The organism is Sulfurimonas sp. (genome assembly GCF_014859695.1).
In the GTDB taxonomy this organism is placed as follows: Bacteria; Campylobacterota; Campylobacteria; order Campylobacterales; family Sulfurimonadaceae; genus Sulfurimonas.
Genome location: NZ_JACUTS010000082.1, coordinates 1 through 7,529, shown reverse-complemented (window position 1 = coordinate 7,529; position 7,529 = coordinate 1). Strand labels below are relative to the sequence as shown.

Below are 7,529 nucleotides of genomic sequence, written 5' to 3'. Positions count from 1 at the left end.
GGCCAATTAGCTCAGTCGGTAGAGCAAATGACTGAAAATCATTGTGTCCTTGGTTCGATTCCGAGATTGGCCACCACCACTACTTTTAAAACTTCAATGTTACCACCGTTAAATCATTTTCCGTAGAGCTTATCTCTATCTCTATCTTATATCTACTGCAAACTCTCTTTACGATGTCAAGACCTATACCAAATCCTCCTTCGTATTCGTTTGCTCTGTAAAACCTCTCAAAAATCTTGCTCTGCTGCTCTTTTTTTATGCCGATGCCGCTATTGGAAATACTAAACTCATTTGCCGTGAGTTTAAGTTCCATCTTGCCGCCATGTTTATTGTATTTGAGTGCGTTTGAAATTAGATTGCCAAAAAGCCTTTGGGCACTTACCTCATCCATGCTCAAGAAAGCGTCATCTAGCTCTTTATGGATAGAGAGAGATTTTTTAAGTGCCAAATCTTCATACAGAGTTAGTTCGTTCTCTACGATTTCCTTTAGGTTAATCTGCTTTACATTATGATTTTCACTCTCAAGCAGCAGATACGTCAAATCGGAGTAGATTTTTTGCACTCTTTTTGCGCTGATATCCACTCTTTTTAAAATCTTCTCATCGATTTTCTCTTTTTTTAGCCGCTCAATACTCATAAGTATCGCCGTTATGGGAGTGTTAAGTTCATGTGTTGAGTCTTTGATAAATTTGTCGAGTTTTACTCTCTCATTTTGAATGGGCTTTAAAAACATCTTTGAGAGAAAATAGCCCACAACAGCAACGACCAGAACCGAGAACATAGCTGTAAAGAGTATGCTTTGCAACAGCTTTTGCGTCTCTTGATCCTCTTTTTTGCTCTTAAGTACCAGATATTTAACACCGTGGTGCATCTGCGGGCTCATATCGACAAAATAATCAAATCTTTTATCTTTATAAAAACCCTGTTCAAAGATAATATCTTCCGCCTCTTGACCGTAAATCGGCATCTGATGCTCATCGTAAAGCGCTACTTCATACCCATCTACATTTTCTATATGCAGAGGCTCTGAGCGCATGTAAGATGAGATGATCTCAGAAGAGAGAGTAAGTGCTATGTTTTGCATCTTCTCTTTTTTCATGGAGATAATATTGGAGGACTCATAGCGGTAAAAACTGACGGCTATAAAAAGAATCAAAAAGATTGAGGAACTAAGATAAAGTCCTAAAAAGCCCCAAAACGACTTTTTTTCACTGGATGTTAACTCTATAGCCGACTCCTTTTATCGTGGTTATAAAATCCTTGCCAAGGTGCGCTCTGATATTTTTTATATATGTTCTAAGCGTCGCATCACTCGGCACTTCACTCTCAAACCAGATATTTGCAATAAGCTGTGCATGTGATACGACACTCCCTTTTTGCGATAGAAAATACTCGATTATTTCAAAATCTTTTTTAGATAGTTTTACTCTATTACCGTTTTTGACAAGTTCGTAAGTCGCCTTGTCAAGATAGTTTTGTTCGTCGATTTTTATCTGTGAACTCTCTAAATTATGCACCTTTACAAGATGCTCTATTCTCGCGTCAAGTTCCAAGAGTTCAAAAGGTTTTTTGAGATAGTCGTCACACCCCAGATCGAAACCTTTTTTTAAGTCATGTGCAGAATCAAGCGAAGTGATAAAGACAGTGGGGATATTTACATGTTGCTCCCTTAGGAGTTTTAAGAGCTCAAAGCCGCTTAAAAGCGGTACGTTGACATCAAAAAGCATCAAATCATACCGTTTTTTGAGTATCATCTCATAAGCCTCTTCACCGTCAAAAACAGACGACACAAAGTACCCTTTTTCGCTCAAATGCTCACAAAGTATCTCTGATAAAATGACATCATCTTCAAGTAGTAAAATATTCATCTGAGTATTTTACACTTTTTTCCTTAGAGAGTATAAAACAGGAATAATAAGCAGCGTCAGGATTGCCGAGGTTACTATGCCGCCTATCATCGGTGCGGCGATGCGTTGCATGACTTCGCTTCCTACTCCGTCGATATACATAATCGGAACAAGTCCTCCAAGAGTGGCAAAAACGGTCATAAGTTTCGGTCTTAGGCGTCCTGCCGCACCTCTGATAATAGCCTCTTCATGTGATGTGCCCTTCTCTCTCAGAGCTTCATCAAGATAGATGACCATGACTATAGCCGTCTCGGCCGCAATGCCAAGCAGTGCCAAAAAGCCTGCAATTACAGCGACAGACATATTAAACCCTAGAAAGTCAATGTAGAGTAATCCTCCCAAAACGGCAAAAGGCAGAGTGAAAAATACGATAAGCGAATTTTTAACATCTCCAAGTGCGAAATATATAAGCACGAAGATGCTTATTATCACTATGGGAACGATAAAACCGAGTCTCTTTTTTGCAGATTCCAAATACTCGCTCTGCCCCGCAAACTCGTAGTAGTAACCTTTTGGAAGTTCTATCTTCTCAAGAAGAGCCACCGCCTCCTTTTTATACTCATCCACGCTCACGCCGCTTTTGGGAGTGATGTAGATAAAAGAGACTTTCATCCCCTTTTCGCTCTTTATAACGCTCGCCCCCTCCGTATATTTTATATCCGCAAACATACGAAGAGGCAAAAATCCTGATTTTGTTTTGACTTTTAACTCTTTGATCTTATCAATATCGTCTCTTTGGTCAGCATCCACTCTCACAGAAATCGGGTGACGCTTAAGTCCGTCTATGAAAGTGCTCACGCCAAGTCCGCCCACGCCAAACGAGACGGTGTCGAGTATCTCCTGCTTTGAGATGCCGTATCTTGAGAGAGCATCTTGTTTTATCTCTATATCGAGATAGAAGCCGCTGTTTGATTTGTCGGCAGAGACACTGAGCGTGAGAGGTGTGGTTTTTAATCTCTGCTCTATTTTAGATGCGACATCTTCCAAAACCTTGTTGTCATCGCCGTAAAGTTTAATCCCCAAAGGCGTGCGGATACCCGTTAAGAGCATATCTATTCTGCCTCGTATCGGATATGTCCATGAGTTTATCAGTCCTTTTATTTTAAGCGCATTTTCCATCTCTGCCATAAGTCTCTCATAAGTCATGCCCTCTCTCCAAAGAGATTCGTCTTTAAATGTGATAATGGTCTCTATCATGGCAAGAGGTGCGGGGTCTGTCGCCGTGTTTGCGCGTCCGGCTTTTGCAAAAACGGTATCTACTTCGGGAAAGCTTTTTATAATCTTGTTTGTCTCATGAGAGAGCTCATATGCGAGCTCAATGCTGATACCGTAGGGCGTAACGGGCATATACATAAAATCCTGCTCGTTAAGCTGCGGCATAAACTCCCATTTTTGGGTATTGTAAAGGGGGTAGATATACGCTATGGCAGCTAAAGACAAAACGATAACGAGATATTTCAGTTTTAAAAACAGCTTCAGCACGGGAGTATATAAAAATGTAAAAAAGCGGTTTATGGGGTTGCTCTCCTCTTTTTTTATCTCCCCTTTTATAAAAAGTATCATCAAAACAGGTACTAATGTGATGGAGAGAATAGCACCCATAAGCATAGCGAACGTCTTTGTATAGGCTAGCGGCGAAAAGAGTCTTGCTTCCTGCCCCTCTAGTGCAAAAATAGGCAAAAAGGAGACAACTATAAGCATAAGAGCAAAGAAGATAGGGCGCCCCACCTGCTTTGAAGAGTCTATGATAATCTCTGCTCTGCTTTTTGAACCCTCACTTTTAGCGAGGTGTTTATGCGCGTTCTCTATCATGACGATAGAGGCGTCCACCATAGCGCCTATCGCAATGGCGATGCCTCCCAAACTCATAATATTTGAGCCTATGTCAAAGAGCGTCATCAGCCAAAAACTAAGCAGCACCGTCAAAGGAAGCACGATTACGACGACAAGTGCGCTTCTAAAATGAAATAGAAACAGAGCCGTGATGATAATAACGATGATAGATTCTTCAATCAGCGTACTTTTTAGAGTATCTATGGCTCTGTCTATAAGTTTTGTTCTGTCATACGCCGTAACTATCTCTACGTCTTCGCTCTTTAGGGAGTCGATTTTGGCTTTAATCTTCTGCAACACCTCGTAAGTATTCTCTTTGTAACGCACCAAAACAACACCGCCGACGACCTCTCCCTCTCCGTTAAACTCCGCAACTCCGCGTCTTGGCGTAGGAGATAAAGAGAGAGTGCCTATATCGCTGAGTTTGAGGGGAACTACTCCGTTTACTTTGATGGTTATATTTTCTATATCCTCTGCGCTTGTGGCATATCCGCGTGCTTGAATGATATTTTCATATCCATTTTGCAAAAGCACGCCGCCGCCTCTGTCTTGATTGTTCTTCTTAAGAGCAGCTGTTATTTCGCCGATTCCGACATTGTATTTGACCATCTTATCCTGATCGATAAGGAGTTGATAGTTCTTTACGAATCCGCCTACAGCCGCCACTTCACTCACGCCATCAACGCCCAAAAGACCGTATTTTAGGTAGTAATCCTGATAGTCTCTCAGCTCGGCAAGATTTAGTTTGTCTGATTTTAAAATATATTGATACGCCCAGCCTACACCCGTTGCATCGGGTCCCATGCTCACTTTTGCATTTGATGGCAGAGTCGGCAGGATGGAAGAGAGCTGCTCCAATATCCTGCTTCTGGCATCATAAATATCCGTATCATCTTTAAAGATTATGTAAACAAGCCCGTTTTCAAAACTGCTCATGGCTCTTACGGTATTTATGCCCGGCAGCGACATCAAAGAGCTGATGAGCGGGTATGAAACCTGCTCCTCTATGATTTTTGGAGATTGCCCCGGGTATGAGATTTGAAGAATTACCTGAGGCGGCGAGAGATCAGGCAGCGCGTCAAGCGAGATATTTTTAAGACTAAAAAGACTCAGAGCCGTTAAAATTACCGATACTATAAGAACCAAAAATATATTTTTTGCACTAAAGCTTATGATTCTCTCAATCATCTCACTACCACTCTTCGCTCATGTATGAGCCGTTTGTCACCGCATCGCTATCAAGCAAAAAGAGTGCGTTTTGTGCCACTTCGCTGCTCTCATCTATACCTGATAGTATGCGATAGTATCCGCCGATATACTCCGCCTCTATCTCTTTTGGTTCATATTCGCCCTGTGAGATTTTAGTAAACACATAGAACTTATCTCCTCTTTTTATTAGGGCATCTTTTGGAAGTGTGAGTGCTGCGCTGAGATTTTTGCTAAAACTCACTTTTGCAAACATGTCGGGAAATATTTTAGAGTTCGGGTTTTTAACATCTATCCTGACATCAAAAGTCAAATCTTCTTTGTTTATTTTTGGATAAATCTTGCCAACCTTTGCGACTATCGGCTCACTTAAACCCTCTACGTCCACAACCGCGCGCATCCCCTCGCTCATAAACTCTATATCTTTTTGATAGACTTTAGCGATTACCCACATGGAAGAGTCGTCTGCTATCTTTAAAAGCACTCCGCCCGCTTTGGCATAAGAGCCTTCATAAATATTTTTTTGAATGATTTTACCGCTGTATTTACTGAAGTGGGGAACTGCCGCAGCTTTAGAGTCGATTGCCTTCTCTCCCAGTTCATAGAGATGCAGCTTCTCAAGTATTGTTGCATTAAGAGGCAGAAGATTCTTTGTAGCCTCAAGCTCTTTTTTGAGCGTGTATATCTCTTTGGAGTAGATATCAAAAAGTCTCTCTCCTTTTTTAACACTCTTGTAAAGCTCGTTTGCTTCCAAGTTTTCGACATTGCCGTCAAAACGCAACACAACCTCATAAATCTTTTTTTCATCATAAGAGGTTGTCGCATAGTAACTTTTGGTGATTTTTTTCATCTGCATCTTTGGCTTAATAGTTTGAATATTAAAGGCTTGTTCAAACGTTTTTGCCTCCACAAAAGCAAAACTCAAAAGAACTAAAAGTAGCGTTTTCATTATATACTCTCTTTCGTGATATAAAAAAGCTCCAGCTCGGCAGCTTTTATCTCTAGTTTATATTTTAATCTCTCTATCTCCAGATCAAAAAGCAGATTTTCATCCTCTACGCTTTTCTCAAGCGTGACGCTGTTTCTTATGTTTGATTTCTCATAAATGCCGAGCGCTCTGTACTTCTCTAAAATCGCATCAAGATTCTCAACTCTTTTAGAGAAATACTCTACTTTTTTACGGTTATTTTGAAAAATCATAGTTGCGTTTTGCAGATAGTTCTGTGCGTTTTGAATGCTCTCTTGTTTTAAGTAGCGTGTTTTTTTTGCTTTTGCATCTTCGCTGCCGTAAATCGGGAGTGCAAAGGACGTCGCTACAGACAGATAGTCATCAAAATTTTGACGGTAATTGTAGCTTAGAGATAGGCTTATGTTTGAGTATTTTTTTCTCTCTTCAAGCTTTGCGGCAATCTCCAACTCTCTGCTGCGCAACTCAAAAATTTTATATTTAGGTGCTTTTTTTATCTCTTCTTCTATAAATTCTTCGCCGATTTGCGCTCTTTGCACCTGCATGAACTCCTGATTTGTAAGGTATTTAAACTCATTTTTGGCTCTTTGAACACTCTCTTGAATCTCTAGTATTTTGTCCTCAATAGCAAATATCTTTTTTTGAAGTTCGACACTTTTTCTAAAACCGCTCTCAACACTTATGCTCTTTTCATAATAGTCTATAAGTATCTCTAAGTTTGCTTTTTTTCTCTCTAAAAGCTCTAAAAGATTTGAAAATGTCGCTATCTTCTCAACAATGAGTGCAGTTTTTTTGTACAAATCAAGCTTCAAATCTTCAAGTTCATACTCTAATACAAGAGTATCTACTCGAAGTATTGCCTCTTTAAGCTCAAGCTTGCCGAATGTTTCAAACTCTTGGGTTATTCCTATAAAGTTCGTCTGCATAGGCTCGATATCTCTTTTTAAAAAGTTCTCATTTAAAAGCAAATCATTAACACCTATGGAGATAACCGGATTTTTATATACCGCTTCGCCTTTTATAGCCTCATGTGAAGCTAAAATCTTTTCATGTTTTGCACGCAAAATAGGCGAATTTAGAGCAGCTTTTTCAAAAACTTCACTAAACTCCGCACCAAAACATACAAAAGGAATCATAAAAAGAGTCAGCATCTTCATGGCAAACTCCTAGTGACGATGCGCTGAGGAAGCTTGACCTAGATTTACACTCCCTTTGTATTTATAATCCTTGCCTTGCTCATCTTTTATAAAAACCTGATACTGCCATGTTCCGCCCATACCGAAATTGACGTTACACTCAAAATGGTTTTGTGCTTTTTTACAGATGTCTTTTGACTCCATATAAGGCATTCCGGGCATCTCAGGCATAAAAAACTTTATACGAACATCTTTAGCCACAACCTTTGCACCGTCATGAGAACCTCTGTTTAACTCCACCTTGATTTTGTTCTGCCCCTCGCTTAGAACTCTATCACTTGATAGCATCACATGCAAATCACTGCTCATACCCATATCCATAAATCCGCCCGCAAAAGAGAGAGTCGCTAAAACCACCGTCGAGAAAAAAATCTTTTTCATTTTCATACTCCTATATTTTATTTTAGAGTATATACTTTT

At 40.1% G+C, this 7,529-nt stretch carries 6 protein-coding genes and 1 tRNA gene; 1 reads left to right on the top strand and 6 read right to left on the bottom strand.

The window, feature by feature from the left end:
* Positions 1–76, top strand: a tRNA-Phe gene (locus IBX42_RS10525).
* A gap of 9 nt (positions 77–85) precedes the next feature.
* Here the strand turns inward: IBX42_RS10525 and IBX42_RS10520 are convergent.
* Genes IBX42_RS10520 through IBX42_RS10495 form a run of 6 tightly spaced genes read right to left on the bottom strand, consistent with a single transcriptional unit; the run spans position 86 to position 7,490 of the window.
* The gene (locus tag IBX42_RS10520) at positions 86–1,156 is read right to left on the bottom strand and encodes a HAMP domain-containing sensor histidine kinase (protein ID WP_294932696.1); all 1,071 of its coding nucleotides are present in this window, start codon (positions 1,154–1,156) and stop codon (positions 86–88) included.
* Between the two features lie 52 nt (positions 1,157–1,208).
* The gene (locus IBX42_RS10515; RefSeq protein ID WP_294932694.1) at positions 1,209–1,868 is read right to left on the bottom strand and encodes a response regulator transcription factor; all 660 of its coding nucleotides are present in this window, start codon (positions 1,866–1,868) and stop codon (positions 1,209–1,211) included.
* Between the two features lie 9 nt (positions 1,869–1,877).
* Positions 1,878–4,928, bottom strand: a complete 3,051-nt coding sequence (locus tag IBX42_RS10510) for a CusA/CzcA family heavy metal efflux RND transporter (RefSeq protein ID WP_294932692.1) — start codon at positions 4,926–4,928, stop codon at positions 1,878–1,880.
* Positions 4,929–4,932: 4 nt separating this feature from the next.
* Entirely contained in the window at positions 4,933–5,895 is a 963-nt protein-coding gene (locus tag IBX42_RS10505; RefSeq protein ID WP_294932690.1) for an efflux RND transporter periplasmic adaptor subunit, read from the bottom strand.
* Positions 5,895–7,070, bottom strand: coding sequence for a TolC family protein (locus tag IBX42_RS10500; protein ID WP_294932688.1), 1,176 nt, complete (start codon positions 7,068–7,070; stop codon positions 5,895–5,897). The genes IBX42_RS10505 and IBX42_RS10500 overlap by 1 nt, the downstream gene beginning before the upstream one ends.
* 9 nt (positions 7,071–7,079) lie before the next feature.
* Positions 7,080–7,490: a FixH family protein gene (locus tag IBX42_RS10495; RefSeq protein ID WP_294932686.1), complete on the bottom strand. Its 411-nt coding sequence runs from the start codon at positions 7,488–7,490 to the stop codon at positions 7,080–7,082.
* Between the last annotated feature and the right edge of the window lie 39 nt (positions 7,491–7,529).